We start from the raw sequence: 25,661 nt of genomic DNA, 5'->3' as shown, positions 1-25,661 counted from the left end.
AGAATGCTTCCCGTCCCCCTAACCATTCACCCCTGACTCCTGCAATGCCGCACAAACCTCAGCATCTGTAGTTTGCGAGAAATTATCATACCAACAACCGATTGCCTCAAACGGTTCGGGCATCATCAAACAGACGATCCGATCCACACTAGCACGCAATCGGTCGATCGTCCCCTGAAAGGCTACTGGCACGGCGATCGTCATCTGGGCGGGTTGTTGGCGACGGATTGCTTCAATTGCAGCTCTCATAGTGGCTCCAGTTGCCAATCCGTCATCTACCACGATCGCGATTCGATCGCGCAGATCGACAGCAGGACGATTTCCGCGATAGGTGCGTTCTCGACGTTGCAGTTCGCGCAGCTCATTAGCGGCAATCCGATCGATCGTTGCCATAGAGATGTCCAGTTCTCTAACAATTCGCTCGTTGAGATATTTATTCCCCTGAAGATCGATCGCACCCATGGCTACTTCTGGGTTTCTGGGTATTCCTAATTTGTGTACCAGGCAAATATCTAGCGGCACTTGCAGTGTCTGCGCGATTGGGTGGGCAACGGGTACCCCACCGCGCGGCAATGCCAACACGATCGCTTGCGGACGCTCGGCATAATCTAGTAGTTGTTGGGCCAGCAATTTTCCAGCTTCAGCCCGATCTCGAAACCTTTTATTCATCAAAGATTTTCGCAGGCAAACGATTGATATCATTTTATCAAAAAAATGTGAGGAAATTGTGAAGGAATCAACGTTTTTTTAAAATCTCACAGTTTTTTAATTAATTAAAAATCGATTACTAAGAAATGTAAATATGTCTGCTGTTAGACAGAAACTAGCGTAAAGATTGAAATATAAATCATCTAGTTGCAGAAAAGAGATTATGCAAACAGATTACCTCGTTGTCGGCAGTGGTTTATCAGCATTAGTATTTGGTTCGCTCATGGCTAAAGCTGGAAACAGAGTTAGAGTCTTGGAAGCGCATGAATATCCAGGTGGCTTTGGGCATACTTTTACCATGGCCAAGAAATATAAATTTAACGCGCAATTGCATTATGTCTGGGATTGTGGCGAAGGTAAAACTGTAAATCGAGTTCTTAACAAACTCGAACTCGATCGAGAAGTAACTTTTGAACGTTACGATCCAGACGGATTCGATCGAATGTACATGCCCGGTTATACGCTAGCAATTCCCTCTTCATCAGAGACGTTAAGTCAAAGATTGACTGCACTTTTCCCCAAATCTACCGATAAGATCGAGAGATTTATTAAAGAGATTCAAACGGTTAGTGATAGCTTAAAAGTGCTTTCACCACCGATTAAACCGCAGGATTTCGTTCGTAACCTGGGCGGAGTGTCCAAAACGCTCCTATATTTAAATAGCACCTTACAAGATGTCTTTAATAAGTTCGATCTACCACTCCCAGCCCAAACTTTATTAGCATCGCAATGGCCAGATTTTTTGTTACCACCCGATCGATTATCATTTTATGCGTGGGTAATTTTGTTTACTGGTTATCAAAATGGAGCTTTTTATCCAACTCAACATTTCGAGCATGTAATTAACTCATTAGTCAAGACGATCGTCGATTGTGGTGGCGAAGTTTTGCTAAACCATGAGGTAAATGAATTTATCATTCGCGATCGCACGGTGACGGGGGTACTCGCTGAAAATCTCAAGACAAAACAGCTCGAAGAATTCACCGCAGATACGATTATTTGCAATATCGACCCGCAACAAGCCGCACGCACCATCGGACTCGATCGATTTTCGCCGACAGTACGCCGCAAGCTAAATTACGACTATTCACCATCCAACTTCATGGCTTACTGCGTCGTCAAAGATCTCGATCTGCGCGACTATGGCTTTGGTAAATGGAATACTTTTCATACAGGCGATCCGGATCTCAATCGCGCATTCAATCGCATGTATTACGAGCACGATTTTTCTAATCCCAGTTTTGCAATTACTACTCCGACATTACTCACTTCCGCACATCGAGATTGTCCCGAAGACTGTCAAATCATTGAGTTTTTGACTGTTGCTAATTATGATTATTTTAAAAATCTCAAATCAACAGATCCCAAAGCATATAGACAGAAAAAGACAGAAATATTTGACTCGATCGTCGATGTCGTCGAAGCTAACTATATTCCCAACTTACGCAAACATTTAGTCTTCAATATTACGGGTAGTCCAACTACTAATGAAGATTATTGTTGGTGTCCGGAAGGCAATTCTTACGGTTCTAGTCTCACTCCCAAAAACATGGGCATCGGGAGACTCAATGCTGAAACATCTTTAAATAATTTCTACTTTTGCAACGCATCATCCGGCTATCCCGGCTTCGCACCCACATTTTGGACTGGAGCGAGTCTGTATCAAAAACTATCAGGCGATCCAATTTTAGGCTAATCGGATCTACCTGAAAATATAGAGCGGGTTTGGATTTACGATCTTTCGACCGCGATGGATAATATGGGACTGTAGGGGCGGGTTTATGAGATCGGTGGCGAGTGTAAAGATAATGCTCGCACAAACCCGCCCACCTCACTGTCAATTTTCAGGTCTTATTCAAATTTTCAAACAGCATCTTAAGCAGATATAGACTTGTCGATCGAGTCTATCAATTTGCAGTCGCTAGTTACAGCAACATCTAACTTTAATTCATCACTTATCTTACCACAATAAGGAGCTAATCTTATGAAAATAGCAGTCATCGGCGGCGGAGCCAGCGGCATAGTTACAGCATACTTACTCGACAAAAAAGGGCATCAAGTCACAGTATTTGAAAAACAACCAATCCTAGGCGGACACATTCGATCGCTTAACAAAAATGTCAAAACCGATTCCCAAAATCGCGATCTATTTCTCGAAGCAGGCGTAGTTGAATTTACTCGCAAATTTCATAACTTTATCGCATTGATGCAAGAACTGGACGTAGAACTCGAACCAGTCGAACTCGGCTCCGCATTGTATTTCAAGGATGGCAATCGATTTTTATCCGCTACCACAATTCGCAAAAATATCACAGTTATACAACGTCTGACTGAGTATCTGCGCTTAGACAGTCTCTATATTCGATCGATTGGACTGCAATTGAAGATGCATTTTGCCAACATTCAGAGCCTTTACGATCGACCATTATCTAAATATTTGCCAACAAAGTGCGCGCGCAATTATTGGTTAAAATTACTGACGATGTATAGTTATTCGATCCCCTTCGAGCAAATCGATGATGTCCCCGCCGAATTGGCGATTCCCTCACTGCGCGATTACGTGCTGACTGAATGGGTATGCATCAAAGGTGGGGTGTATTCCTATATCGAAAAAATTCTCGAACGCTTTAGAGGAACGGTGCTGCTGAATGTCGATGTTACCGAGGTATGGCGGACGCCAGAGGGTAAAGTGCGCGTGAAACTAGCAGGCAAACTGCCGCAATTATTCGATAAAGTAGTGTTTGCGACGCCACCCGATCGAGTCTTGGTATTACTTGCCGATCCTACTGATGCCGAACTTCGCCGCTTTGGTGCTTGGCAACCCAATTATGCTACAACGATCGTCCATACCGATACCTCAATGTACGCTCGCTATGGCATCAAACAACTGACTGAATTTGACTTCTTTCAAACCCCCCACGGTTGGGGCTACAACGCTTATCTCAACCAACTTTGTGGGATTACTTCGCCGCGTCAATATAATTTAGCTTTTCATCTAGAAGACTCGATCGATCCGACACAGATCGTCCACATTCAACAGCATCACACCCCCAAATATACGGTCGAGTCGTTTCGCTATCGCGATGAAGTCGTCGCTACCAATGGCGAATATCATACTTATCATGCTGGTGCTTACCTTGCCGATGGCCTGCATGAAGGGGCGATTTGCTCGGCAATGCGAGTAGCTGAACTAATTCAATCATCTTAAGATTGCCAGTAAAGCCTCAACTTTAGACATTTTAGAAAGGGAAACGAGCAGTCGAATCAACTGCTCGCTTTCGTCAGCCGATTTTATAATCGCACTAGTTAGTGCTTGTCGATCGAGCGTAATTAGTCGATCGAGATCGTTGTGGGTGTGGTAGGTGCGGCTCCAGAATTGTTATTGATGTTTGGCAAATGTGGCTTACGGAAATCCGCATAAAGTTTATCGCGCCAAGTGAAAAATAGATCGTATTCAGGATTATCTGCAAAACCGGGGACTCCTTTACCCTTGAGATTGAAAGGAATATCTAGATAAGGGCCTTCAGGAATTTTGAGGACTAGACTCAATCCTGCTACCGTCAAGTCTGCCAGAGTAGGGGTATCACCCGTCAGATACGCACAAGAATTTTGCGACAGCAGCATACAGATCGATTCTAGACTGCGGTGCATTTCGGCTTTGCTAGCTTTAATCGCATCTGGCGTTAAGCCCAATCCCAGTCCCAGTATGTCGATCGCTTCTTTGGGGATCGAGCCGACTAGATTTTTGAGGACATCGGGGGTACCTGTTGGTAATATAGAAGTACGCAGGTTGATATTTTTCAAGCCTTCTAATAAAATCGATCGCGCTTCACTCCCGATCGAGCGATCGGCCCACTGCTCTAAGAGCAAGCAATTTGCTTTTTGTTGGGGATTAGTTGGGATAATCGGACGATCTGGATAAGTTTTGTCTAGATACAGAGCAATAGCGGTAGAGTCAGCAATGACAGTGTTTCCATCTTTGAGCACGGGCACTTGTCGCTGCCCAGAAAGCCGGAATAATTCTAGTTGACCTATTCCTGGTACGACTTCGATTTTGCGGTATGCTAACCCTTTATAGTCAAGAATTAATCTAACTTTTTCCGAAAATTGCGATAATTCAAATTGATATAGTTCCAGCATGTCTTTTTATGTTCGAGCAGAATTGACAACAGCACTACCATTTATCCTAGAACATCAACAGTGAAATACATGTCTATAAATTTACGGTTTTCACTCCGATCCTATCTATAATGTCTAAGCTTACACCACCCGATTCCGCCGATCGATCGCCCACCGAGCAAGTAGCATCTGCCAGATGGCAATACTGGATTGCCAGGGTAGTACCAATGTTGTTCGTAACATCACTGACGATCGTCATTCCCCGAATGTTGACTCAGCCTTGGGGCAAAGCGGAGTATGCAGTCATTCAAGAGCAGAAATTACAGCAGCAATTGCGAGCGATTTCGGTTAAAGTGTTGGCCAATAAAGAAACTATCGGTTCTGGAGTGCTACTCAAGCGACAGCAACAAGTCTATACTGTGGTCACCAATGCCCATGTCATTCAAGCTGCTAGCGCACCGTTCCAAATTCAAACCCCCGACGGGCAAATCTATGCTGCCGCGCTGATTCCGCCCCCTACCGGACAAAATCGCGATCTGATCGTACTCCGGTTTCAAAGTGCCAAAGGCAATTATCCGATCGCGACTTTAGCTGCTGCTAGTCCCAAAGTTGGCGATCGTGTCTGGTCGTCAGGATTCCCACTTACTGGATCGGAATCTACTGAGGTGTCGAGTCCCAAAACCAAGCCTGCTTGGGGACTAGAGATAGTTGATGGTAAAATTACCCAAGTTTTGCCGATTGCCATTACTGGGGGCTATGGGATTGGCTTCGATCGGGCGATTAAAAAAGGCATGAGTGGTGGCCCTACAATCGACGGTTCGGGCGAATTAGTTGGGATCAATGGCCTTCATTCCAATCCCCTCTGGGATATTCCCGAAACGCTCGAAAATGGCTCGACTGTTAACGATGCACTGCAAGAACAGATTAATAATTCTAGCTGGGCGATTCCGATCGAGTTTGTTAAGGATTACGCTAGTTTGTAGGGGATAGTCGATAGTGAATAAATTAAACCCCGATCGAAAATAATCTCGATCGGGGTTTAGATTGAAAGTGGAGCTGGGCAGAGTCGAACTGCCGTCCGCCCTGGGTATTAACTTTCCGCTCGTTCACAGGTATAGTCTATCTAATCCTCTAGACGGGAGTGACCTATTATCCCAGGTCGCAGGATGCTCTGATGAATCTTAGCTATCTAATCTACCAGAGACGATTAAATAGAGCATCCGTTGAGGGTTATTTATAGTATTTAACGGAGTCATACTATAAATGCTCGGACTTAGAAATTAATCTTAAGTGTTTTTAGGCAGCTACAGGAGCGGCTTTACGAGCGAAAGGTACAATGTTGTTTGCATTTGTATTTAGTTGAGCCGATATTAACGAGAGTAGACTCCCTCTCGACCTGTATCACAGTGCAGCTTTCGCCAACACGTCGAAACCTTTACAGCCCCAAGTTCTTTTATTATATAGTAATTTTGGAGATTTGGGGAGGGTAAAGGGAATAGGGGATAGGGGATAGGGGATAGTTTTTTGAGACTATTACTTTTCAGATAGTTAATGAAATCGAACATCCAAAAGCGTTTTAAATATCGGAGTCTAATTTATAGACTAAACTCTACCCCCAAACTTCTATTCCCTATCCCCTATCCCCTATCCCCTAGTTTATGAAACTTCTCTGCATCAGCAACGGACATGGTGAAGATGCGATCGCATTGCCAGTGCTTCAAGAATTGCGAAAATTAAGTCCGGCGATAGAAATAATTGCTTTACCGATCGTGGGTGTGGGTAAGGCTTATAGTAGTAACGGTTTCTCGATCGCCAGTAAAGTCCAGGTAATGCCATCGGGGGGATTTCTCAACCAGGATAATCGGCAATTGGTACGAGATCTTCAGGGGGGATTGGTAGGATTGACGATCGATCAAATTCGGACTGCTCGTGGGTGGGCGCAAGCTGGGGGTAAAATTCTGGCTGTTGGCGATATCGTGCCGCTGTTATTTGCCTGGTTGAGTGGGGCGGAATATGCTTTTATCGGTACGGCCAAATCGGAGTATTATATTCGCGATCGGCACGGCCAAGTTTTACCCTCGCAGCTCAACTCGATCGAAGTTAAAACTGGCTCGTATTATTTGCCATGGGAACGGTGGTTATTGAGTCGCAGTAGATGTAAAGCCGTGTTTGCGCGCGATAAACTCACCGCCGAGATCTTACGACGATGGCAGATTCCCACTTTCGATCTGGGCAATCCGATGACGGATGGAGTTGCGAGTGCGATCGCGCCAGTATTTTATCGACCTCATTCAGCACAATTAGAATTAGCTCGTCCGCTAATAGTTACCTTGCTACCTGGTTCGCGTCCGCCGGAAGCTTATGCCAATTGGCGGTGCATTTTAATAGCTGTAAATAGCCTGATTTTAGCTTTTAAGCAGCGGGAAATTGTTTGTTTGGCTGCAATCGTCCCCACGTTAGATCTGGAGATTTTAGGGGGTATTCTGTGCGATTTGGGATGGGAGCGAGTGGTTCGGATCGATCGAGATTTAACCGATGCGATCGCCGCTCCGGGTACGATTTATTATCGTCGCGACCAGATCGCGATCGCGATTAGTACTCAAGCTTACGCTCAGTTTATGCAGCAAGGTGACTGCGCGATTGCAATGGCGGGGACGGCGACGGAACAATTTATCGGTTTGGGAAAACCAGCTTTTATCATTCCTGGTGCTGGCCCTCAGTTTACGCCTGCTTTTGCCGAAGCGCAAACTCGCTTGTTGGGTGAGTCGGTAATTTTAGTTCCGCAGCCAAAGGATGTGGGATTAGAAATCTGGCAATTATTACAACAGCCCGATCGCTTGCAATCGATCGCAGAAAATGGTTTATTACGCATGGGTACTCCTGGCGCGGCGCGACGCATTGCCAAATGTTTAATCGATGTTATGAGTTAATCGAGCGGTCGATCTAAGCTACGATCTACATACGATCTTGACTTTGCGAACAAACCAAAACATGGGGGCGTCAAGTAGATCGATTATTTAGCGATCGAGTGAGTCATTTGAAACAGCGTTCTAACTATTGGCAACTTCTTCCTTATATTCGTCCACACAGACTGACAATTTTGTTAGCGTTGTTGTGGATCGGAGTTTATACTGCTTTTTGGCCGATTCAGGCGTGGTTAGCCGGACAAATCAGTAAATATGTGGGTACTGATGTCACTATGCTGGCTAAAATTGCGGTAGCTGGAGGACTGGTATATATCTTCCAAGGTATCGCTCAATATTGTATGAATACGTTGATGGCCAAGGCTGCTTTTGGCATTACGCTAGATCTACGCAAACATACTTACGGACACCTGTTGGGCTTGAGCGGCGATCGATTATCGCAGATACAATTGGGCGATTTATCATATCGATTAACTGAAGATATCGATAAAATTGGCGAAATTATTAATAAGATTTTTCATCAATTTATCCCGTGTGTGCTCCAGCTTATTGTCATCCTGGGATATATGGTTTATATCAACTGGCAATTGACATTAGCGGTATTTCTCATTGCGCCAGTAATTGCCGTTTTAGTTGGCTGGTTTGGCGAAAAACTGCAAAAGCAATCATTAAAGAGTCAAAACCAGATTGCTGATTTATCTTCGCTAGTAACCGAAGACCTCGGTGGGATTCGGATGATTCAAGCTTTTGCGGCTGAAGATTACGCTCGCATCAAGTTCGGGCAAGAAGCTGAGTTTAATCGGCAGGCTAAATATTTGACTGAAAAGATTAATGCCTTGCAGCATCCGATCGTTAGTTTCTTACAAGTCGTTAGTATTCTATTTATATTTGTATTAGCTGGTCTTCAGATTTCGGCAGGTAATTTAACATCTGCTGAATTTGTGATTTACCTTACTAATATCGTTTTAATTATCAGCCCGATCGCGCTGACTACCAGTAACTATAACGAGCTAAAACAAGCAGAAGCTTCAGTCGATCGAGTTTTTGAATTGTTGACTATTCCACAAACTATTACCGAGCGTCCAGATGCGATAGCGTTGCCACCAGCAACTAGTAAAATTGAATATCGTAATGTTAACTTCGGCTATACATCCGACAAAACCATTCTCAAAGATTTTAATCTCACTGTCAAAGCTGGAGAAACTATCGCGCTAGTTGGTACTTCAGGAGCGGGGAAAAGTACGATTCTGAGTTTATTAAATCGCTTTCATGACGTATCATCTGGCAGCATCTCGATCGATGGTATCGATATCCGCAATGTGACGCTCAAAAGTCTGCGCCGTCAAATCGGTATCGTCCCGCAAGATACGGTATTACTATCGGGACATATCGCTCAAAACATTGCTTTTGGACAGACCGATTTCGATATTAAAGATGTCGAAGAAGCTGCTAAAATCGCTAATGCACATCAATTCATCTCTCAACTTTCGCAAGGTTATTATACTTATGTCGGCGAGAAAGGGACGACTTTATCGGGAGGACAAAAACAACGGATTGCGATCGCCAGAGCGGTATTCTTTAATCCACGCATTCTAATTCTCGACGAAGCAACTTCCGCGCTAGACTCCGAATCAGAAGCCTTAGTACAAGAAGCATTAGAAAGAATTATGGCCGATCGCACGGTATTTATTATCGCTCACCGTCTAGCAACAGTCCGCAAAGCCGATCGAATTTTGGTCGTCGAAAATGGCGAGATTATCGAAGCAGGTACTCATAGCGAATTACTCGATCGATCTGGACGCTATGCTCAGTTTTATGCTCGACAATTCAGCCAGCAAAACTAGACTGAATTTTTGATGCTGTAATTGAAAGCAAGCTAAAATATAATTAGTAAATAAAACTTTGCTATGAACTCAAACCGCGCCGAACCAATAGCGAACGATCGGATCGAATACTTATTACAGCAAGAACACATCTACCAAGCTAACAAATCAGAACTACTCGCTCGATATCAAGGACAATATATAGCATTTGAGAACGGAGTGGTATTGGATAGCGATCTAGACGATCGACAGCTAATGCACCGCATATATGCTAAATACGGACATCGAGATATCTTTATTGAATATGTCTGCGATCCCGAACCTCAATTATCTGTGTCTGCTGCTGGTCATTTATTTCCCATTCATTAGATGTTCCATTTCAAATATGTCGATTTGGGAGCTGGTTTACCGCCTGCGCCAATCGTAATGCTGACTGTTTATCCCCCTGAATGGGAACGAGCGACGACGGGGGAGCTTTGTTATTCTTGTACCGCATTTTTGGATACTGGCTCCGATTGTACCTTGCTGCCACTGGAGGCAATTTCCGTATTAAATTTGACTACTTTTAAGGCTAATGCGGCGATTGTCGGCGTCGGTGGCGGACAAATGCAAGGGTTAGGATGCTATGTAGATCTGGGTATTGGCACCCGCCACTTTGCCGCGATCCGTGCATACGCTTGTGGATTAGAAAATCTGAATGGACATGCCATTATCGGCAGAGATGTTTTGAATCAATGTTTAGTAGAATTTGATGGTTTAGTTGGCGAGGTCAGATTGTAGGCTAATTCTGGGGAAAGGTCAGTTTTTAATGGACAGGCGGGAAGTCCCGCGCTCTATCCGTTTCGGATGAGCGTCGGGATGAAAGCCGAGCGAAGCGACGATTGCCCGCTCGACAAACCCGACAAGCGACGCTGCTTCGAGAAGGAGAGCGGGTATGAGGAGATGAGCAACTTCCTTGCCTTTTCTTTGTATATTCATTACAATATTATCAGCAACCTTAGTTAATGATAATGTACCAAGCTTACAAATTCCGACTATACCCAACAGCCGAACAGCAGCAATATTTTGCTGGTGCTTTTGGTTGTTCGCGTTGGTTCTGGAATTACAGCCTAAATCTTTGTCAGGAAACATACAAGGCTACTGGTAAGGGGCTAAGTCGAGGTGCGATCCAAGGTCTGTTGCCTCAGCTAAAGATAGAATATCCTTGGCTAAAGAAAGGTGCTTACTCGCAGTCTTTGCAAGTTGTAGCTCTAAACCTATCTGTTGCTTATCAAAACTTCTTTGAGAAAAAAGCTGGTTTTCCTAGCTTCAAATCAAAGCATGGACGGCAATCTGTCAGTTATCCTCAGAATGTCAAAGTCGGCGACAAGTCTATCAAGCTACCTATCATTGGTGAAGTGAATTGTAAAATTCATCGTACTTTTGATGGCACGGTAAAGACTGTCACCGTATCTAAAAACCCAGATGGAAAATATTTTGTTTCTATCTTGGTTGATGACGGCATTCCCAGTGTAGATACTAATACAGACGGCAAGGCAATTGGTGTAGATGTAGGCTTGATTGACTTCTGTGTAACTAGTGATGGCAGTAAGTATAAAAACCCTCGTCACCTCAAGAAACATAGTAAAAATCTCAAGCGCAAACAGCAAAAACTCAGTCGTAAACAGAAGGGGAGTAGCACCAGACATAAAGCCAGAAGATTAGTGGCAAAAGTCCACTCTAAAATCAAGCGCGTTCGTGAAGATTTTCTGCACAAACTATCCCGCAAGATAGTAGACGAAAACCAAGTTATTGCAGTAGAAGATCTAAATGTCAAAGGTATGGTACGCAACCACTGTCTAGCCAAAGCAATTAGCGATGCTGGGTGGGGGATGCTCGGAACAATGCTCAAGTACAAAGCCGAGAAAGATGGGAAAACCTATATTGAGGTTGACCGATTTTTCCCTAGCTCTAAGACTTGCAATAATTGTCTGTACAAAGTATCTGAGATGCCATTGGATGTTCGTCATTGGGATTGCCCTAAATGTAAATCTCGAAACGATCGCGACGTAAATGCGGCAAAAAACATCAGAGATGAAGCCTTGCGGTTTTTGGCATTAGGAACTAGTGCTGCTGCCAGTGGAGGGGATGTAAGTCGTGGTGGCAAGATTTCGGTCTTGTCGGACGCTGTTCCCCGCGAAGCTGGAAGCCCGCTCTCTACCCGATAGGGTGAGAGTCGGGTAGTTCACAAATAAATCGGCTGTAACCCGCACTGTTGCTTCACCACCCGTACCAAATCATCGCCCCAATCTATTTTCCTGACATTACGCCAGAACTGAAATTAACTCGATCGAGATGGGTAGTCTAGCAGCCTGTCGGAGAAACACATTTAATCCCCATTAATCGATGCAAACGTCTGAAATTGTAGGCGAGGCAGACAAGATTCCATTCTCCGGCTGCTTTGGTCAAGCCTCTTAAAGAGAACTGGCGAAACCCTATTGTTTCTTTGATAATACCAATAATCGGTTCGACGGTACACTTTCGTAACCGATAAAATGCTCTTCCTTCATCGGTTTGCAGCTTGTATGCCATCTGTGCTTTCAGTGTTGCCGCTGCCACTGGTGGATCTGGTTGTTGTGACAATATAGTTTGCCAATAATCCTGATGAGAATGCCGCCCGGTAGCTATGTATGGCTCAATTTGACGTGTCTCCAAACCCTCAATATTAGTCACGCTGAAGTAGCCAGTATCTAATGCTGCTCGCTTGGGCTTGCCGACTCTACGATCGATCGCATCGACAGTTGGTAGTGCATCAAGTTGGTCATTAGGATGATTGGATAGAGTGTTGGAAATAATTAATAAAGCTTGATGCTCGATCGCAATCTGACCATTATAATGCTGGTCAAAGCCTTTGTTACCACTATTTTTCATGATCCGTGATTGAGGATCGGTGAAATTGTATTGCGCTCGATCGGTGATGGCAAAAAAGGGGGTGATGGAACCCTTCCGCTCGGCTTTTTCCCTGTTTTTTCAATATATGCTGCTCGTTCTGCCATTTTTTCAACGTATTTAGACTGGTCTAATTCGTATTGCTCTTGCGCTCGATTATGTAATTCTTGTTTTGCCTTCTCAAGATGAGCTAATCGCTCCTTCCTCCGCGCAATTTCGGCAACAACATCGACTTCTTTGTCTATCTTAATTCCATCTGCTTTTTGACCCAATTTTATCAATTTTTCCACTTCCGTTCGTAATTGCATCTGAATTTCTTCTAAACGTTTGTGGCTCACTGCCTTACTTTTGGACGCATCTGCGTGAATCTTTGTCCCATCAACACTAATGTCTTCAACTTTCAATACATTAGCTGCAACTGCCATTTCCAATATTTGTACAAATAGTTCTTTAATCTGTTCTAGAAATCTACTCCTAAAGTTGGCAATCGTATCATGGTCTGGATGTAAGTTACCAGCTATAAATCGAACTGGCATTGATTCGTAGCTCGCTTTTTCCAATCCTCGCGAACTAAAGATTCCAGTCGCGTAACCGTATACAAGCATTCCTAACAAAATTTCTGGTGCAATTGGTGTTCCACCCTTGGCTCCATATGCACTATAAATACTACTGAGGTCGAGTTGAGCGATCGTTTGCACTACAAATCGGGCAAGATGGTCTGGTGGCAAGCATTCTTCGATACTCACTGTTTGTTTTAGCATTGCCTCGTAATCTACCGTTTTGAATTTCCGCACCAATCGTTTTACCCTTAGTAGTCTCCCGATCCTAACCGAAAAATCTTATCTCCGACAGGCTGCTAGAGATAGTGCTATTTTGCCGCTATCCAGCATGACTAATTCCAACGATCCATTGCTAGCCTTACGGGAAGCCCTCAAATTTTCCCCCGATAATATCCCGCTGCGCCAACATATCGCCGATACATTGCTCAATCGGGGTGAAGCGGCGGCGGCGGCGATCGAATTTCAGCAAGCATTAGCCCTCGCACCAGCCAATCTCGATCTCAAACTGGGTTTGGCGAGAGCCTTTTATCAGGAGGAGAAAGATTCCGCCGCATTAGTAATTATCGAAGATTTACTCGATCGGGGTGAGACTTCGGCGACGATCTTAACTCTACACGCGCGGTTACTGATGAGATCGGGTGACTCACATACCGCCGCTCAACAATTTCGCAAAGCGATTTCTCAAGATCCCAGCTTACAGGATTCGGAATTAGTCGATCGATTGGGTGTCAAACATGCTGAGAGCTTCGAGCCTGACACACCATCTCCCGAAGGCATCGAGAAATCGACTATTTGCTTTGAAGATGTGGGTGGAATGGAAACGGTGAAAGAAGAAATTCGCCTGAAGATTATTTATCCGCTTACCCATGCCGATATGTATCGTGCCTACGGTAAATCGATCGGGGGTGGCATTCTATTATACGGCCCGCCTGGATGCGGTAAAACCCATTTAGCCAGAGCGACAGCAGGCGAAATTCGGGCTGGGTTTATTCCCGTCGGTTTGAATGACATTCTGGATATGTGGATCGGTAATAGCGAGAAAAATCTGCATCAATTATTCGATCGAGCGCGCCGCAATCAGCCCTCCGTTTTATTCTTCGATGAAGTCGATGCCCTCGCCGCCAGTCGTGCGGATCTGCGCCAAAGTAGCGGCAAACAACTCATCAATCAATTTCTCACCGAATTAGATGGGGTGCAATATTCCAATGAATGCGTATTAATTCTCGCCGCGACTAATGCGCCTTGGCACTTAGATACCGCCTTCCGTCGCCCTGGCAGATTCGATCGCATCCTCTTCGTACCACCCCCAGATGCCGCCGCGCGTGCCAGCATTCTGCGCCTGCTGTGTCAGGGCAAGCCGATCTCCGATCTCGACTATCAATTCCTCGCTCAGAAGACAGATGGCTGTTCTGGATCGGATTTGAAGCTGGTAGTAGATCTAGCGGTGGAGAAGAAGCTCCAAGCAGCGATGAAAACAGGTATTCCTGAGCCGTTAACTACGAAGGATTTAGCGACAGCAGCCAGTGGGGTGAAACCTTCTACGCGCGAGTGGTTTAGGACGGCTCGGAATTATGCCATCCATGCCAATCAGGATGGTAATTATGATGAGATTTTGAAATATCTGAAGATGTAATTTAGACTTCGCAATATCAAATTTAAAACCGTATAAAAAGTTATGGATAAAACACTCGATCGCGCTTGGATTTTGATGGGTAGCAATCGATTCGAGCGATCTGAGCAAGAAATTCGCAAACACCTGAGCGAAAACCCAGATGATGCACGCGCTCATACGATGCTGGCAATGTGTTTATTCGATCTTTCCCGCCATGATGAGGCAATCGAGTCCGCCAAAAAAGCGATCGAGTTAGTACCAGAAAATCCTTATCCATATTGGGTTTTAGGTTTTCTGTATATCCGATTGCAGCAACTAGATCCGGCTGAAGAATATCTATCTGAAGCGATCGAGTTAAATCCAGAGTGCCCAGATTTTTATGCGTCCTTATCCGAGCTTTACTGGCTGCGAGGATGTTCTCACAATCTTACACATGAAAAAAGGAAAAAATTCCTAGAAAAAGGAGTTGAAGCTTCTAGAAAAAGTTTGGCAATTAATCCAGAGCATATCAGCTCTATTTTGTACTTAATAAAAAACTTGTTAGTTTTTGAAGAAAATTTTTGTTTCTATAATATTTGGGGCTTACAGATATATCCAACTGGGATTTCTTTAGGAGCAACAATGGTAGGTTTAGTTATCATGATAGAGGGAACTTACACAGAATTTAGAATCTGGTTTAATCCTCATTATCGTAAATACTTGATTTCCAGTTCAGCTTTAATAATCAAGTTATTTTGGAGTGGATTATTAATTATTTCACTAATTGGCTTGAATTGGAGTATTTTACCAGTATTCATAATTAAATTTTTGACTTTATTGTTGTGGTTTTGCTTACCTGCTCTGATAATAACTTTATTCTTTCTAATGCGTCGTTATATAATAAAAGATTAAAAAACGAACAAGCGTAATTAATAATTAGCAATAACTATAATGTTTAATCCTTTTGACTTTGATAAAATTGCCAAGGATTTTAAAAAAGCTTCAGATATTTTAGATGGAGAGCAACTAAAGACTGAAATTTTCAATGCTTTCCTGCAAGGCTTTCAAGGGAAAGAGATGCCGGAAGTTCCACGGGGGAAGGATTTATATTATAATCTTTCGCTCTGTTTTAATGATGCCATGCTAGGCTCTAAACAAGAAATTAGGATTCGGAGGTTAGAAGTCACGACAAATGGTGAATTAAACACAGTAACTAGAGTACTAAAATTCACAATTCCCAAAGGGCAAGGTCATGAAAGTACATTAAAACTAAAAGAACAGGGTGATGCTAGCAAACATGGTGGTAAGCCAGGAGACTTGTTTATTGTATTAGTTATCCCCGAAGATGACAAAGATCGAAAGTATAACGAGCTAAATAATGATATTTTTACCAACATCAAAGTAGCTTCCGATAACTTTAATCACCTGAGTTCGATGAGGCTGTGCCTCATCATCAAATCAAGTCTCTGACTGTGCTTGAGTCATAAACATCAATTATTAAAATGAGATATTTCCAAGTCATTATCAATAAGCTTTGATTATTGATAATGACTTGGAAGTAAAACGTCGATCGATAATTACAAATAATTAACAATTAATAAGTTATTAAAAGTTCTGAGGAGCGGTCGGCAAATAAAAGTACAAATAGCATTGCAACCCTTATGTATAATCTCTGATTCTGGTTAAATTAATATATATATTAGAAAACCACACTTAGATGATGGACTTAACCGAACTATTTTGTGAAATAGATGATTTCTGCCAAGATTGGCTAGCAACTTTTTCATCAATATCTTTCCCTGCCAACGGTAATAGCTTACCAAAACGCTGCGGCCTATCACTGAGCGAGGTCATGACTATTTCTATTCATTTCCATCAGTCAAGCTATCGAACATTTAAGGATTATTACCTCAAAAATGTTTGTCAAAACTTAACTGATTATTTTCCAAAGTTGGTTAGTTACAATAGAATGGTGGAGTTGATGCCAAATGTTTTAATAGCTTGCCTTTATTATCTCAACTCTCGTCAAGGTAAGGTGACTGGAATTAGTTTCGTGGATAGCACGGCTATTCCAGTTTGTCACCCAAAAAGAATTAAAAGAAATAAGGTTTTCAAAGAAACTGCCAAGCTGAGTAAGAGTTCTATGGGATGGTACTTTGGATTCAAGCTTCATTTAATTATTAATGATTGCGGAGAGATATTAAGCTGCAAAATCACACCTGGCAATGTCGATGACCGCACACATTTGCCATCAATGACACAGGGAATATCAGGAAAAATATTTGGAGACAAAGGATATATTAAGAAAGAACTATTTGAAGAATTATTAAATAAAGGATTGCAGCTAATTACGCCACTAAAATCTAATATGAAAAACAAGCTCATCTTGATGGATGACAAAATATCACTTCGGAAACGCTCGCTGATTGAAACGGTAAATGACCAGTTAAAAAATATTTGTTATTTAGTCCATTCTCGCCATCGGAGCTTGCATAATTTCATGCTAAATCTGATTACAGCATTAATTGCTTATACTCATCAACCTAAAAAGCCGAGTTTGAAGCTAGATGAGCCTGCTCAAAACTTCTTTAGTATTGTTCCTATTTAGCCGATTATTTATTTATTAACTTAACTCAATATTTTCAATCATTAATCATCTTAATGATGGGTTTTATCGTGCCAAAATTTACATAAAATTTGCTATTAAGCTGAACATGTTGTCACATCTGAGTTCGATGAGGCTATGCCTCATCGAACTCAGGTTAATCGAGACTTGTCAAAAATGCTGTTATTAAATACAGAAATTCAGCAAGTAGAACAAGGCGATACTTTTGGTGAAGATTTACGACTCGATCTGACGATCGGATGTGATGATGCGATTCGAGGCTGCGAGCAAAGAATTAGGATTTCTCGACTAGGGATGACAGAGGATGGGAAATTAGAACAAGTTGTTAAGTCGCTCAACGTTAATATTCCTGCGGGCACAAATCATGGTAGTAAATTGAGATTGAAGGGACAAGGTGATGCTTGTAGATATGGGGGTAAACCAGGAGACTTGTATCTTTGTTTGCTCGTTGCATCGCCAGCAAAAGAACAAAAACGCAATGATGTAAAGATCGATCCAGAAACTAAAATTCCTAAATCGCCTTCGCGTGGAGAAGACTTATATGTCGATTTAGGGATCGAATTTAATGATGCTCTGCTAGGCTGCGTGCGAGACGTGGAGATTTCTCGGCTAGAACCGAACGCAAAAGGTGAGTTAGACCGAGTTGTTACATCGCTAAGATTTACCATTCCTGCTGGTACGAATCATGGTGATAAGTTAAGATTGAAAGGACAAGGTGATGCTTGTAGAGATGGTGGCGAACCAGGCAATTTGTATCTTTATTTATTCGTGGCATTGCAAGACAAAGAACGCAAACGCAATGGTGTAAATATTGAAGCCGAAGTTACAATAACTAGCTCTCAAGCTTCAGAGGGTGGCGAAATAGTGGTTAATACAACTACGGGATGAAGAACAATTTTTGTATCGCCCGGTACTCAGACTGGCGATTCTTTAATCTTGAGTGGTTGCGGCGTTTGCCAATCTGGTAATCCTAGCAAAAATGGTGACTATATTATCAAGTTTAAATGTGAATAAGTATCGAATTTAAATAATAATTATATGAACGATCTATCCAACCTTTTCACCTTACTCGATCGCGCGCGCTTGCTATTGTTTCAGATGTACCGATACCAAGAAGCGGAAATATTACTACAACAGTGTTTGTCGATCGATCCAAATCACGCACCCACCCATGCTTTATTAGCAATCAATTATGCCAATATGAAGCAGGGCGAATTAGCGATCGCATCCGCAAAAAAAGCGATCGAATTAGCTCCAGATGATAGCTATAATCACTATTCGCTAGCCTGTGCCTATAGATATCATGGACTAATTACCCGATCGGAACGTGCGATTACAGTAGCAATTGGCATGAACACAGAGATTCCCGAATATTTTGGGCTTCAGGCAGAAAACTATATCATTCAAAGTCAATATACCAAGGCTTTCGATGCCTTAAGAATTGGTTTGAGATTAGATCCACGAAATATCTACTGTCTACAACTAAAGCTCAAGGCTTTTATGAAACTACGTTTATATGTAGATGCCGAACTAGTTACAGATCTCTTATTGCCATTATGCCCTAATAATGCTCATGTATATCGGTTAGTAGGAGACTTATATCAACTGCAAAATAAAAATAAACAATCGATCGCGGCTTATCAAGAGAGTCTACGTTTAAATCCAGTGCAAACCGATCTTCAAGCTTTAGTCCAAGTTTATATCTATCGATAAATTCTGAAGGTTGAGAAAATTTAGCTAAACTCAGATAATTTTGCAGCTCGATCGGTTTTTAAAAATCGATCGAGGATTGTTGGTGTTAGAGATTGAGTTGAACTACCAAATTCTCTGGAGGGACAGACGCCATGAATTTGGTGGCATTGCCACCAAACCGATGACACTACAGATCTCGCCTACATCCATCAGCAGGAAGAGCGTGCCAGCGTTGTCAAGCTGCGAGGTATACAAAAATACTAAAATAGGAGTGCAGCAATTCAAATCAGGATTGGCGCAAACTGCCGACTGGGGAGAGCGTCGTTTAAGTACGAGAGTTAGTCAAACTCAATGTTGAATTGTAAAGAAATGCAAATATAATTAAACTGAATAAAGAATTCAGTACAACGTCGATCGTATAGGGGTATTACCAATAAATGCGTGTAGCCATTGCAGGAGCAGGTTTAGCCGGACTAGCTTGTGCTAAATATTTATCAGATGCCGGACATACTCCCATTCTATTTGAGAGTCGGGATGTCTTGGGCGGTCTAGTTGCGGCTTGGCAGGATGAAGATGGCGACTGGTATGAAACTGGGCTTCATGCCTTTTTTGGGGCTTATCCGAACATGCTCCAGTTGCTTAAAGAGCTAGGCATTGAAGACCGCCTGCAATGGAAGGAACACGCGCTGATTTTCAATCAGCCGGAGAAGCCAGGGACATACTCATACTTCAGCGTGCCGAACATTCCTGCGCCGTTTAACGTGATTGCCTCGATTCTCAAAAATAACGATATGCTCACCTGGGAGCAAAAAATTAAGTTCGCGCTCGGTTTGTGGCCAGCAGTCTTGCGCGGACGGAAATATGTCGAGGACATGGACAAGTATAGTTTGTTGGAATGGCTGCGGTTGCAGGGTATCGACGATCGCGTCAATTCGGATATTTTCATCGCCGCATCCAAGGCTCTGACGTTTATCAATCCAGAAGATGTCTCGGCAACGATTCCGTTAACGGCAATTAATAAGTTCCTCAAGGAACGCTATGGCTCCAAAATCGCCTTTCTAGATGGGTCGCCGACCGAACGCTTATGTCAGCCTATCGTCGAGCATTTTCAAGCCCGTGGTGGCGAAATTCGGATGGAGCGACCGCTCAAACAAATCATGCTGAACGAAGATGGCACGGTGAAGCATTTTGTGATGCGGGGGCTAAATGGCAAGGCGGACGAAGTTGTCGTGGCTGATGCTTATGTATCGGCGATGCCTGTAGATGTTATCAAAACTCTGCTTCCCGAACCTTGGCGGGAAATCGACTTCTTTGAGAAAATGCAGGAGTTGGAGGGCGTGCCCGTAATTAACTTGCATCTGTGGTTCGATCGCAAGTTAACAGACATCGATCATCTGCTATTTTCGCGATCGGATATTCTCAGCGTCTATGCCGATATGAGCGTAGCGTGTAAGGAGTATGAAGATCCGGATAAATCGATGCTCGAACTGATTATTGCCCCAGCCAAAGATTGGATCGACAAATCTGATGACGAAATCGTCGCAGCCACGATGACCGAGCTAGAACGCTTGTTCCCCCAACATTTGACTGGCGATAACCCCGCTAAATTACGTAAATCAAAAGTAGTGAAGACACCCAGATCGGTTTATACTGCATCTCCAGGACGACAAGCTTGCCGACCGAGCCAATCTACGCCGATTGCCAATTTCTTTCTTGCTGGTAGCTATACGATGCAAGAGTATCTTGGCAGTATGGAAGGTGCAGTGCTTTCTGGTAAGCTGGCAGCACAGGAGATTGCGAATTATCAACCCGTAGTAGCAAAACCACTGGCTACTGCAATGTAGGGAATAGGGGATAGGGGATAGCAGTCGTAAGCTGTGTCTTTGTTCCCCGACGGCGATGCGCGTGACAACTAATGTCAGCGGCGCACCTCGGTCGGGAAACCCGACCGTGAGAGTGCGAAAGCAACGCGCTTTTCTTCGAGACAGGGGATAGTAAGTGAGCTTAAAGACGTAAGTATTGACGGTTTTTGACTGTCGGCAGCGTTGGCACCTCATACCAACTTCACAACGATCTCGAAATTCTCTCTGTCACCTATCCCCTAGCCCCTATCCTCTATCCCCTAGTCCTAGTCTTAGTCCCTAGTCTCCTGCAAATGCTGCAACTGGAAAAGTCCCTACCGATCGTGACAATGCTAACATCGACCGAGGAATCGTATGAACTCTGTCGCCAAATAACTGCCCAATACGGCAAAACCTTTTATTTGGCGACACTATTGATGTCAGTCCCCAAGCGGCGGGCGATTTGGGCAATCTATGCCTGGTGTCGCAATACCGACGAGCTGGTGGATGGGGCAGACGCTGATGAGACAACACCCGCCACCCTCGATCGCTGGGAAGCTCAGTTAGAGCGAATGTTTAGGGGTACTCCCACAGATGAGTGTGATGTCGCGTTAGTCGATACGATCGCCAGATTTTCAGATTTGGAAATTCAACCGTTTCGAGATATGATTACTGGACAACGGATGGATTTACGCAAGAATCGCTACAATAGTTTTGAAGAATTATCTCTATATTGTTATCGGGTTGCTGGTACGGTCGGACTGATGTCTAATGCGATCGTGGGTGTCGATGAAAGCCAATTTACGGCACCTTGGAACGGTCTAAATATTCAAATACCCACCGAGCAAGCTGTAGCTTTGGGGATTGGCAAACAATTGACGAATATTCTCCGCGATGTGGGTGAAGATGCCGAGCGGGGACGGATTTATTTGCCATTAGATGAGATGGCTTTATTTAACTATACCGAGCAAGATTTGATGAATCGGGTGGTTAATGATAACTGGCGCGCCCTAATGCAGTTTCAGATCCAACGCGCGCGGAAGTATTATCAACAAGCCGAAAGTGGCATCGGTCGGCTCAGTCCCGACGTGCGCTGGCCAGTATGGGCGGCTTTATTGCTGTATCAACAGATTTTAGACTCGATCGAGCGCAATGATTACGATGTTTTCAATCGGCGGGCTTATGTGAGTACGCCTAAAAAATTATGGTGTTTGCCCGGTTCGTTTATTCGAGCGCAGGTTAAATAATGAACTGTAGCAAAGATCTCGTTGTGATGGCACTTTCGGGCGATTTTTACTGTCATTAATCATATCGTTACTAACTTTTATTTGCAACCGATAATTTATCGGTTGCAGGTCTTCGAGCTGTCTTGGAAATCTGAGGATGAAAGTGCCTCCAAAAATATTTATGAGAGTATCTTACTAAATGGGAACCCCGATTCAAAAGTCTGACTTTGTGCTAACACCCTACATGAAGAGCGACGATCTACAAGCAACTTATCAAATTTTAAATACCGTCGTTCCTTACGTATGTTTATGGTTATTAGCAGTTAAAGTGGCTGCAATTTCTATTTGGTTACTACCACCGATTATCGTGCTAATGACTTTATTTTCATTACGATGTTTTTCGCTGATGCATGATTGCGGACACTATTCGCTGTTCAGTTCCAAACGGGTGAATCGATCGATTGGATTTTTGCTAGGTATTATTAATGCAATTCCTCAGTATCCCTGGTCGCGAGATCATGCCTACCATCACAAAACTAATGGAAATTGGGAACGCTATCGCGGTGTCGCTGATTTTCTCTCAACTGAGGAGTTTTCCCAGCTCAACGATAAAGACCGCCGCACTTATGCCTTCATCCGACAGCCGATTATGGCAATTCCTGGCGGATTTTTCTATCTAGCGATCGCACCACGACTCGCACTAATTTTGGGTATCTACGATTTGCTCCGTCATATAGTTACCTGCTGGCAGCAAGATCGGAAGATGAGTTTAGCCGCAATAATTTCTACTCACAAATCTAAGCATTGGCAATCGACTACTGAATTTTGGGATTTGCTGTTAAATAATGTTTGTGTAATTAGTATTTGGATTGGCTTGAGCTATTTGTGGGGGGCTAGCTTCTTTTTAAGCGTGTATTCGATCGTGTTAACTTGTTCGGCGGTAGTATTTATCTGCGTCTTCTTCGTTCAGCATATCTTTGAAGACTCTACCGCTCATAAGACTGCTAGCTGGGACTATTTGCAAGGTGCGATCGAGGGCAGCAGCTATTTAGATTTGCCACCAATATTAAAATGGTTTACTGCTAGCATCGGCTATCACAATATTCATCATCTATCCGAACGCATTCCTAATTATCATCTCGAAGCTTGCCATCAGCAAAACAGTCACCTACTAACCAATGTCAAAACCCTCCGCATTGGCGATATGCTCGACTGTGCTAAGTTTATTTTGTGGGATGCCGACTCCAATAGCCTTGTCTCGATCGAGTCATTTTTACAAAGCACCCGTTTAAATTCAGCGGTAGAATTGTCACCCCCAGCGATTGCGATGACGATAAAATAAGGTATTTAGAATTTATACTGATGAATTTATTATTATCGCTCTTGGGATTGCTACTAATAGTGTTATCGCTCGCGATCGCACTATATCTGATGACGGCGCGTCCTTATCAATCTGCCAATTCTGTTGCCACTGCTTACGATGAGTGGACGGAAGATGGAATTTTGGAGTTTTATTGGGGCGAACACATTCACTTAGGTTATTACGGTGCGCCACCACAGCGGCGAGATTTTCTCCAAGCTAAAGCTGATTTCGTCCATGAAATGGTGCGATGGGGCGGTTTGGATAAGTTGCCTGCTGGTACTACCGTTCTGGATGTGGGTTGTGGGATTGGTGGTAGCAGCCGGATTTTGGGTCGAGATTATGGTTTTGCTGTGACGGGGATTACGATCAGTCCCGGACAAGTTCAGCGCGCTCAGTCTCTGACGCCGCCAGAACTCAATGTCAAATTTCAAGTCGATGATGCGATGGCTTTATCGTTTCCCGATGCGAGTTTTGATGTGGTATGGTCGATCGAGGCTGGCCCGCACATGCCGGATAAAGCTGTGTTTGCCCAAGAGCTAATGCGGGTACTCAAGCCTGGTGGGGTGCTGGTTGTGGCGGATTGGAACCAACGCGACGTTCGTGCAACGTCCCAGAATGGGAATCGTCAAGTTCCGCTCAATGGTTGGGAAAAACCCGTGATGCAGCAATTGCTCGATCAGTGGTCGCATCCAGCGTTTTCTAGTATTGAGGGCTTTGCCGAGCTATTGGCGGGTACAGGCTTTGTAGCTGGGCAGGTAACCACCGCAGATTGGACGGAACAAACTCTACCTTCTTGGTTGGACTCGATCTGGCAGGGGATCGCTCGTCCGAAGGGATTGGTGAGTTTTGGGGTGGCTGGATTCATCAAATCTTTGCGGGAGGTGCCGACGATTTTATTGATGCGGTTGGCCTTTGGAGCGGGATTATGTCGATTTGGGATGTTTCGGGCGGTACGGGCTGAAGGTGGCAGCGAACCTGCGGCAATCTCGACGGCTCGATCGATCCCGCTGGGTCAAATTTAGTATGCTAATTTAGAGTATTAATATTTGGTTGAGTTTAAAATAAAAAGGTAGGGGTAATTCATGAAGCGGCTCGCGCTCGTCGGCAAAGCCGACGGTTTAGCGAGACAAGACATTACCCCTACCTTTTTATGGTTAAAATCGATTATTCTCCGTGAGTGCGGTACCAATCGATCGTATTTTGCAGGCCACGTTCGATATCGACTTGGGCGGTAAAGCCAAAATATTCTTGAGCTTTTTGAGTGTCCAAACAACGGCGCGGTTGACCGTTGGGTTTATCGGTTTGCCAGACGATTTCGCCTTGGTAGTCCATGAGTTTACAAATTAAAGTAATTAAGTCTTTAATGGTAATTTCATAGTTAGTACCGAGGTTTACTGGGTCGGCACCGTCGTAGCTGGTAGTAGCGATCGCGATGCCTCTGGCTGCATCATCTACGTAGATAAACTCGCGACTGGGACTACCGTCGCCCCAGACAGGAATTTGCTTATCGCCAGCGATTTGAGCTTCGTGAACCTTGCGAATTAAGGCAGGGATTACATGGGAACTTTCGGGTTTGAAATTATCGGCTGGCCCATATAAATTTACGGGCAAAAGATAGATACCATTAAATCCATATTGCTGGCGATAGGATTGTAACTGTACTAATAAAGCTTTTTTAGCTACACCATAAGGGGCGTTTGTTTCTTCTGGATAACCATTCCAGATATCTTCTTCTTTAAATGGTACGGGTGTGAATTTAGGATAGGCACAAATCGTCCCCACGCAGACAAATTTGCCGACTCCGGCTTGATAAGCTGCATGGATTAATTGGGTACCCATCATCAGATTATCGTAAAATAACTCGGCTGGTTTGAGTTGATTTAAGCCAATCCCACCAACGTGTGCGGCAAGGTGAACGATGACGTCTTGGTTTTTGACTGCTTGATGACAGTTTTCGAGTACCCGCAAGTCGCAATCTGCGGATCTGGGGACGGTAATTTTGGCAGGATCGGCTCCTCGATCGCACAGTTGGCTGATGACTTGTTGGCCGAGAAATCCCGCACCGCCAGTAACGAGTATTCGCTGGTTAGATAAATCTAGATTTGCCATAAGCTGTGAGAGATTTAATCTGATTGTGAAGAGAAGGCTTTAGGCAGAAGAATTGTGAAGTCAATATGTTTTGGCACGATGGCAGTGGTGCCACTAATGTATCGGCTCAAATTTGAGCCGATGCAGCTCGTGCGACTCGATAGCTTGCAGC

At 43.8% G+C, this 25,661-nt stretch carries 25 protein-coding genes and 1 other RNA gene; 18 read left to right on the top strand and 8 right to left on the bottom strand.

The genetic code is table 11. The features are described from left to right. Positions 1–18: 18 nt before the first annotated feature. Complete coding sequence (locus tag CHA6605_RS23055; protein ID WP_015161783.1) at positions 19–669, bottom strand: phosphoribosyltransferase; 651 nt, start codon at positions 667–669, stop codon at positions 19–21. 202 nt (positions 670–871) lie between these two features. On the opposite strand from CHA6605_RS23055, the gene CHA6605_RS23050 reads away from it, so the two are divergent. Together CHA6605_RS23050 and CHA6605_RS23045 are read left to right on the top strand one after the other, a co-directional pair. Then, positions 872–2,404 (top strand): phytoene desaturase family protein, encoded by a 1,533-nt coding sequence (locus tag CHA6605_RS23050; protein WP_015161782.1) that lies wholly within the window; start codon positions 872–874, stop codon positions 2,402–2,404. Positions 2,405–2,692: 288 nt separating this feature from the next. Beyond that, the gene (locus tag CHA6605_RS23045) at positions 2,693–3,916 is read left to right on the top strand and encodes an FAD-dependent oxidoreductase (protein ID WP_015161781.1); all 1,224 of its coding nucleotides are present in this window, start codon (positions 2,693–2,695) and stop codon (positions 3,914–3,916) included. Positions 3,917–4,038: 122 nt separating this feature from the next. Here CHA6605_RS23045 and CHA6605_RS23040 read toward each other — a convergent pair whose 3' ends face one another. After that, the gene (locus tag CHA6605_RS23040) at positions 4,039–4,848 is read right to left on the bottom strand and encodes a glutathione S-transferase (RefSeq protein WP_015161780.1); all 810 of its coding nucleotides are present in this window, start codon (positions 4,846–4,848) and stop codon (positions 4,039–4,041) included. Positions 4,849–4,958: 110 nt separating this feature from the next. Between CHA6605_RS23040 and CHA6605_RS23035 the strand changes: the two genes are divergently transcribed. After that, a complete protein-coding gene (locus tag CHA6605_RS23035; RefSeq protein WP_015161779.1) occupies positions 4,959–5,810 on the top strand; it encodes a S1 family peptidase in 852 nt (283 codons plus the stop codon). Between the two features lie 65 nt (positions 5,811–5,875). Here CHA6605_RS23035 and ssrA read toward each other — a convergent pair. Then, positions 5,876–6,272: a transfer-messenger RNA gene (gene ssrA / locus CHA6605_RS33165) on the bottom strand. Positions 6,273–6,485: 213 nt separating this feature from the next. Here ssrA and CHA6605_RS23030 point away from each other — a divergent pair. The 4 genes from CHA6605_RS23030 to CHA6605_RS23015 all read left to right on the top strand — a co-directional run bounded on the left by CHA6605_RS23030 (position 6,486) and on the right by CHA6605_RS23015 (position 10,354). Next, on the top strand, positions 6,486–7,757 hold the full coding sequence (locus CHA6605_RS23030) for a lipid-A-disaccharide synthase-related protein (RefSeq protein ID WP_015161778.1): 1,272 nt from the start codon (positions 6,486–6,488) through the stop codon (positions 7,755–7,757). Between the two features lie 107 nt (positions 7,758–7,864). Then, positions 7,865–9,595, top strand: a complete 1,731-nt coding sequence (locus tag CHA6605_RS23025) for an ABC transporter ATP-binding protein (RefSeq protein WP_041549824.1) — start codon at positions 7,865–7,867, stop codon at positions 9,593–9,595. A gap of 63 nt (positions 9,596–9,658) precedes the next feature. Beyond that, a complete protein-coding gene (locus tag CHA6605_RS23020; protein ID WP_015161776.1) occupies positions 9,659–9,943 on the top strand; it encodes a DUF5678 domain-containing protein in 285 nt (94 codons plus the stop codon). Then, positions 9,944–10,354 carry a Retroviral aspartyl protease gene (locus tag CHA6605_RS23015; RefSeq protein WP_015161775.1) on the top strand — a complete coding sequence of 137 codons (411 nt, stop codon included), beginning with the start codon at positions 9,944–9,946 and terminating at the stop codon, positions 10,352–10,354. It begins immediately after the preceding gene. Positions 10,355–10,372: 18 nt separating this feature from the next. On the opposite strand, the gene CHA6605_RS23010 is transcribed toward CHA6605_RS23015, so the two are convergent. After that, positions 10,373–10,552 carry a hypothetical protein gene (locus CHA6605_RS23010; RefSeq protein WP_041548403.1) on the bottom strand — a complete coding sequence of 60 codons (180 nt, stop codon included), beginning with the start codon at positions 10,550–10,552 and terminating at the stop codon, positions 10,373–10,375. Between the two features lie 32 nt (positions 10,553–10,584). Here CHA6605_RS23010 and CHA6605_RS23005 point away from each other — a divergent pair, with 32 nt between their 5' ends. Continuing rightward, positions 10,585–11,781, top strand: coding sequence for an RNA-guided endonuclease InsQ/TnpB family protein (locus CHA6605_RS23005; RefSeq protein ID WP_015158624.1), 1,197 nt, complete (start codon positions 10,585–10,587; stop codon positions 11,779–11,781). Between the two features lie 136 nt (positions 11,782–11,917). Here CHA6605_RS23005 and CHA6605_RS32005 read toward each other — a convergent pair whose 3' ends face one another. After that, positions 11,918–12,484, bottom strand: a complete 567-nt coding sequence (locus tag CHA6605_RS32005) for a transposase (RefSeq protein ID WP_051038651.1) — start codon at positions 12,482–12,484, stop codon at positions 11,918–11,920. Further along, positions 12,481–13,263 (bottom strand): transposase, encoded by a 783-nt coding sequence (locus CHA6605_RS32000; RefSeq protein WP_051038653.1) that lies wholly within the window; start codon positions 13,261–13,263, stop codon positions 12,481–12,483. The genes CHA6605_RS32005 and CHA6605_RS32000 overlap by 4 nt, the downstream gene beginning before the upstream one ends. A gap of 127 nt (positions 13,264–13,390) precedes the next feature. Between CHA6605_RS32000 and CHA6605_RS22995 the strand changes: the two genes are divergently transcribed. From CHA6605_RS22995 to CHA6605_RS22970, 6 genes are all read left to right on the top strand, one after another. Continuing rightward, the gene (locus CHA6605_RS22995) at positions 13,391–14,695 is read left to right on the top strand and encodes an ATP-binding protein (protein ID WP_015161774.1); all 1,305 of its coding nucleotides are present in this window, start codon (positions 13,391–13,393) and stop codon (positions 14,693–14,695) included. 42 nt (positions 14,696–14,737) lie between these two features. After that, positions 14,738–15,565 carry a tetratricopeptide repeat protein gene (locus CHA6605_RS22990; protein ID WP_015161773.1) on the top strand — a complete coding sequence of 276 codons (828 nt, stop codon included), beginning with the start codon at positions 14,738–14,740 and terminating at the stop codon, positions 15,563–15,565. A gap of 39 nt (positions 15,566–15,604) precedes the next feature. Continuing rightward, positions 15,605–16,123: a DnaJ C-terminal domain-containing protein gene (locus CHA6605_RS22985; protein WP_015161772.1), complete on the top strand. Its 519-nt coding sequence runs from the start codon at positions 15,605–15,607 to the stop codon at positions 16,121–16,123. A 250-nt stretch (positions 16,124–16,373) separates the two neighbouring features. Then, positions 16,374–17,261, top strand: coding sequence for an IS982 family transposase (locus CHA6605_RS22980; RefSeq protein ID WP_015329006.1), 888 nt, complete (start codon positions 16,374–16,376; stop codon positions 17,259–17,261). Between the two features lie 174 nt (positions 17,262–17,435). Then, the gene (locus CHA6605_RS22975) at positions 17,436–18,167 is read left to right on the top strand and encodes a J domain-containing protein (RefSeq protein ID WP_157260080.1); all 732 of its coding nucleotides are present in this window, start codon (positions 17,436–17,438) and stop codon (positions 18,165–18,167) included. 150 nt (positions 18,168–18,317) lie between these two features. Further along, the gene (locus tag CHA6605_RS22970) at positions 18,318–18,992 is read left to right on the top strand and encodes a tetratricopeptide repeat protein (RefSeq protein ID WP_015161770.1); all 675 of its coding nucleotides are present in this window, start codon (positions 18,318–18,320) and stop codon (positions 18,990–18,992) included. A gap of 20 nt (positions 18,993–19,012) precedes the next feature. On the opposite strand, the gene CHA6605_RS34470 is transcribed toward CHA6605_RS22970, so the two are convergent. Continuing rightward, on the bottom strand, positions 19,013–19,159 hold the full coding sequence (locus tag CHA6605_RS34470) for a hypothetical protein (protein ID WP_157260079.1): 147 nt from the start codon (positions 19,157–19,159) through the stop codon (positions 19,013–19,015). A gap of 249 nt (positions 19,160–19,408) precedes the next feature. Here CHA6605_RS34470 and pds point away from each other — a divergent pair, with 249 nt between their 5' ends. The 4 genes from pds (at position 19,409) to CHA6605_RS22945 (ending at position 24,423) form a co-directional block, all read left to right on the top strand. Continuing rightward, positions 19,409–20,815: a 15-cis-phytoene desaturase gene (pds, locus tag CHA6605_RS22960; RefSeq protein WP_015161769.1), complete on the top strand. Its 1,407-nt coding sequence runs from the start codon at positions 19,409–19,411 to the stop codon at positions 20,813–20,815. Positions 20,816–21,126: 311 nt separating this feature from the next. Continuing rightward, positions 21,127–22,059, top strand: a complete 933-nt coding sequence (locus tag CHA6605_RS22955; protein ID WP_041549823.1) for a phytoene synthase — start codon at positions 21,127–21,129, stop codon at positions 22,057–22,059. A 178-nt stretch (positions 22,060–22,237) separates the two neighbouring features. Further along, entirely contained in the window at positions 22,238–23,380 is a 1,143-nt protein-coding gene (locus tag CHA6605_RS22950) for a fatty acid desaturase (protein WP_015161767.1), read from the top strand. Between the two features lie 20 nt (positions 23,381–23,400). Beyond that, positions 23,401–24,423: a methyltransferase domain-containing protein gene (locus CHA6605_RS22945; protein WP_015161766.1), complete on the top strand. Its 1,023-nt coding sequence runs from the start codon at positions 23,401–23,403 to the stop codon at positions 24,421–24,423. 142 nt (positions 24,424–24,565) lie between these two features. Here CHA6605_RS22945 and CHA6605_RS22940 read toward each other — a convergent pair whose 3' ends face one another. After that, a complete protein-coding gene (locus CHA6605_RS22940; protein WP_015161764.1) occupies positions 24,566–25,510 on the bottom strand; it encodes a GDP-L-fucose synthase family protein in 945 nt (314 codons plus the stop codon). Between the last annotated feature and the right edge of the window lie 151 nt (positions 25,511–25,661).

It is taken from the genome of Chamaesiphon minutus PCC 6605, assembly GCF_000317145.1.
Taxonomy (GTDB): domain Bacteria; phylum Cyanobacteriota; class Cyanobacteriia; order Cyanobacteriales; family Chamaesiphonaceae; genus Chamaesiphon; species Chamaesiphon minutus.
The sequence above is the reverse complement of the archived record's forward strand: the minus strand, read 5'-3'. Positions and strand labels throughout refer to the sequence as shown.

Coding starts and splice junctions, on each gene's coding strand:
- CHA6605_RS32000 (WP_051038653.1), bottom strand. CDS start 13,263: ATGCTAAAACAAACAGTGAGTATCGAAGAATGCTTGCCACCAGACCAT.
- CHA6605_RS23040 (WP_015161780.1), bottom strand. CDS start 4,848: ATGCTGGAACTATATCAATTTGAATTATCGCAATTTTCGGAAAAAGTT.
- CHA6605_RS22975 (WP_157260080.1), top strand. CDS start 17,436: ATGCTGTTATTAAATACAGAAATTCAGCAAGTAGAACAAGGCGATACT.
- CHA6605_RS23015 (WP_015161775.1), top strand. CDS start 9,944: ATGTTCCATTTCAAATATGTCGATTTGGGAGCTGGTTTACCGCCTGCG.
- CHA6605_RS23005 (WP_015158624.1), top strand. CDS start 10,585: ATGTACCAAGCTTACAAATTCCGACTATACCCAACAGCCGAACAGCAG.
- CHA6605_RS22990 (WP_015161773.1), top strand. CDS start 14,738: ATGGATAAAACACTCGATCGCGCTTGGATTTTGATGGGTAGCAATCGA.
- CHA6605_RS22940 (WP_015161764.1), bottom strand. CDS start 25,510: ATGGCAAATCTAGATTTATCTAACCAGCGAATACTCGTTACTGGCGGT.
- CHA6605_RS23010 (WP_041548403.1), bottom strand. CDS start 10,552: ATGAATATACAAAGAAAAGGCAAGGAAGTTGCTCATCTCCTCATACCC.
- pds (WP_015161769.1), top strand. CDS start 19,409: ATGCGTGTAGCCATTGCAGGAGCAGGTTTAGCCGGACTAGCTTGTGCT.
- CHA6605_RS23050 (WP_015161782.1), top strand. CDS start 872: ATGCAAACAGATTACCTCGTTGTCGGCAGTGGTTTATCAGCATTAGTA.
- CHA6605_RS23045 (WP_015161781.1), top strand. CDS start 2,693: ATGAAAATAGCAGTCATCGGCGGCGGAGCCAGCGGCATAGTTACAGCA.
- CHA6605_RS22950 (WP_015161767.1), top strand. CDS start 22,238: ATGGGAACCCCGATTCAAAAGTCTGACTTTGTGCTAACACCCTACATG.
- CHA6605_RS23030 (WP_015161778.1), top strand. CDS start 6,486: ATGAAACTTCTCTGCATCAGCAACGGACATGGTGAAGATGCGATCGCA.
- CHA6605_RS23035 (WP_015161779.1), top strand. CDS start 4,959: ATGTCTAAGCTTACACCACCCGATTCCGCCGATCGATCGCCCACCGAG.
- CHA6605_RS23055 (WP_015161783.1), bottom strand. CDS start 669: ATGAATAAAAGGTTTCGAGATCGGGCTGAAGCTGGAAAATTGCTGGCC.
- CHA6605_RS32005 (WP_051038651.1), bottom strand. CDS start 12,484: ATGAAAAATAGTGGTAACAAAGGCTTTGACCAGCATTATAATGGTCAG.
- CHA6605_RS22955 (WP_041549823.1), top strand. CDS start 21,127: ATGCTGCAACTGGAAAAGTCCCTACCGATCGTGACAATGCTAACATCG.
- CHA6605_RS22985 (WP_015161772.1), top strand. CDS start 15,605: ATGTTTAATCCTTTTGACTTTGATAAAATTGCCAAGGATTTTAAAAAA.
- CHA6605_RS23020 (WP_015161776.1), top strand. CDS start 9,659: ATGAACTCAAACCGCGCCGAACCAATAGCGAACGATCGGATCGAATAC.
- CHA6605_RS22970 (WP_015161770.1), top strand. CDS start 18,318: ATGAACGATCTATCCAACCTTTTCACCTTACTCGATCGCGCGCGCTTG.
- CHA6605_RS22995 (WP_015161774.1), top strand. CDS start 13,391: ATGACTAATTCCAACGATCCATTGCTAGCCTTACGGGAAGCCCTCAAA.
- CHA6605_RS22945 (WP_015161766.1), top strand. CDS start 23,401: ATGAATTTATTATTATCGCTCTTGGGATTGCTACTAATAGTGTTATCG.
- CHA6605_RS22980 (WP_015329006.1), top strand. CDS start 16,374: ATGGACTTAACCGAACTATTTTGTGAAATAGATGATTTCTGCCAAGAT.